Source organism: Streptococcus sp. 3874, assembly GCF_013276425.1.
Classification (GTDB): domain Bacteria; phylum Bacillota; class Bacilli; order Lactobacillales; family Streptococcaceae; genus Streptococcus; species Streptococcus pseudopneumoniae.
This window is the reverse complement of the sequence record NZ_VMLA01000058.1, coordinates 1-2,671: the sequence shown is the minus strand read 5'-3', so window position 1 is coordinate 2,671 and position 2,671 is coordinate 1. Positions and strand designations below refer to the sequence as shown.

Here is a 2,671-nt window from a genome sequence, read left to right as displayed (position 1 = left end):
TTCGTTATTGGACGGTTACCTCATTTCTAACTCAAACATCTCACACTAAATTTCACCATAAAAATCTGTTTTAGACCAATTTCCACTTTGACCAGACAAGTGGGAGTTATCCGAATCATAATTTTAGATAAATATTGGGAAAATACTTGACATATATGTTGTAGAGGAGTATAATGATTGTGATTCAGGTGATTAAAAATAATAATAAAGAGGTGACCTAAATGGGGAAGAAAAAGATGATTTTTGCCAGCCTAGCCAGTGCGGTAGTTTTAGGGGCTAGTCTTACTAGCGTTCAGCAATTGGCTGTAAAAGCTGATGAATCAAATACTACTAACACTAGCAAAGCATCCGAAAAATCTAAACAGGATCTTGAAAAAGCGGAAGCAGCTAGAAAAGAAGCTGAAGCTAAAGTTGCTGAACTACAGAAAAAAGTAGAGGAAGCGAAAGCCAAAGCTGAAGAAGCTGCTAAGAAAGCAAAATCCGAAGCAGATGATGCTAAAGCTGCAGAAGAGGCAAAAGCAAAAGCTGAAAAAGCTAAACAGGCTGCTGCTGCTGAGCTAGCTGCTGCTAAAAAGGAAGAAGCTGATGCTAAAGAAGCAGTGATGAAGGCCTTGACAGAACTTGAAAAGGATGCCGAAGCTAAAATTAAGGCAGATGACAAGATTACTGACAAAGCAGCAGCTATTAAAAAAGCAAAAGAGAGAATCGGTAAAGAAGATTTACTGAAAGCAATTGAAAATGGTCAAATCAAGGCTAGTGATGTTGTGAAGGAATTGCCAACAAAGGAAGATGAAGAACGAGTTATTACTAGCAAAGATTCTTCTCTTCCTGAAGAGATAAAAGCTAAAATCAAAAAAGCCGAGGAGGCTGATGCCAAACGTCCACAATCCGAAAAACTGCAAGACAAGGCGGATCAATTGGGGGATGAAATTGACTCTCTAACCAAGCAAGCTAATAAGGCTAAAGCCGAAGCTGAGAAAAAAGCTGCAACTCTGGTAGAAGAGGAGAAAAAACTAGAAGAAGCGAAAACAGCTCATGAAGCGGCACAAGCTGAATTTGAAAAGGCTTTAGCAGTGGCTGAGTCTTATAAGGAAGATATTGATGCTCGTGTTGACGACTTCAATGACACTCTAAAAAAAGCAAAGGAAGCGAGAGACAAAGACCCAGAAGCGAAAGCGAAATATGACCTTGAAGATGCTTTGACGCAATTTGAGAAGGCTGCAGAAGATAAAATTAGGAAAGATAACAGTATTACTGATAAGGAAGCGGCTATTCAAGCAGCTAAAGCGGCAATCGGTAAGGAAGATTTACTAAAAGCAATTGAAAGTGGCGCTATAAAGGCTACCGATGTTTTGAAGGACTTGCCAACAAAGGAAGATGAAAGTACTTCAACTACTACCGGTAAACTGTACAGTAAAATGGAGAAACTTCCAGATGAAATAAAAACAAAAGTTATTCAAGCTAAAGAAGCAGACATGCAACGTTCAGAGTCAGAAAAACTGCAAGACAAGGCATATCAATTGGAAGATCAGATTGATTCTCTAACCAAGCAAGCCAATAAACTCAAAGCTGACCTTGATAAAAAAGCTAAAGAGCTTGAAGGAAAAGATGAATCTTCGTCAGAATATCAAAATGGGAAAGCTGAATTTGAAAAGAGTTATGAAGTTCTGGAATCTTATGCAGCAGAAATTAATTATCTTACTAAAGAATTCAACAATACTCTTGACGAGATAGAAAAGTCTAAGAGTTCAGAACAGAAAAAAGAAGATAAAGCCAAAGCTGAGCTTGAAGCAGCCTTGACAAAACTTGAAAAGGCTGCAGAAGATGAAATTAATGCTAACGACAAGATTACTGACAAAGCAGCAGCTATTCAAGCAGCTAAAGCGGCAATCGGTAAGGAAGATTTACTAGACGCAATTGAAAGTGGTGCTATCAAGGCTAGTGATGTTTTGGAAGACTTGCCAACAGAGAATGCTAAACCTGACTCTGAAAACAACGATAAGTTTTATAGTAAGGAACAGCTTCTTAGAGATATAAAAGCTAAAATTGAAAAAGCCCAAGCTGAAGATGATAAACGTCCAGAGTCAGAAAAACTGCAAGACAAGGCGGATCAATTGGGAGATGAAATTGACTCTCTAACCAAGCAAGCCAATAAAGCCAAAGCCGACCTTGAGCAAAAAGCTAAAGCTCTTGAGGAACAAAAAAGAAAACTCAAAGAAGCAGAGGCAGCTCGTGCAGCAGCAGAAGCTGAATTTAACCAGGCGGATGCCCTTGTTGAGTCTTACGCAGAAGATATTAATTCTCGTGTTGATGACTTCAATAAGACCCTTAAAGAAGTAGAGGAAGCAAAAGCTAAGGAACCAGCTAAAACGGAAGAAGAAACTCCAGCTCAACCCCAAGAAGAATCAGATCCTAGAATTGCGGAGTTAGAGCAAAAAGCAGCAGAGTCGAAGAAAACAGCTGACGATGCGACTGCTAAGGCTGAAAAAGAAAATAAAGAAGCAATAGCAGCTGAAAATTCAAAAGCCGAAGCTGACCAAGCTCAAACAGCTGCTGAAGCTGAACTAGAGAAGGCTAAAGCTGAGGCTGAAAAAGCAAAAGCAAAAGTTGAAGAGCTTGAAAAAGCAGAAAAAGCTGATCAGGAATCAGCAGAGCCAGCTAAGCCAGCAGC

General features: G+C 39.4%; 1 protein-coding gene. It reads left to right on the top strand.

Translation table 11 applies throughout. From position 1 onward, the window contains the following. Positions 1–221 precede the first annotated feature (221 nt). Positions 222–2,671 (top strand): cell wall-binding protein (locus HT703_RS06465; RefSeq protein ID WP_172929985.1); only part of this gene is annotated, 2,450 nt, incomplete at its 3' end.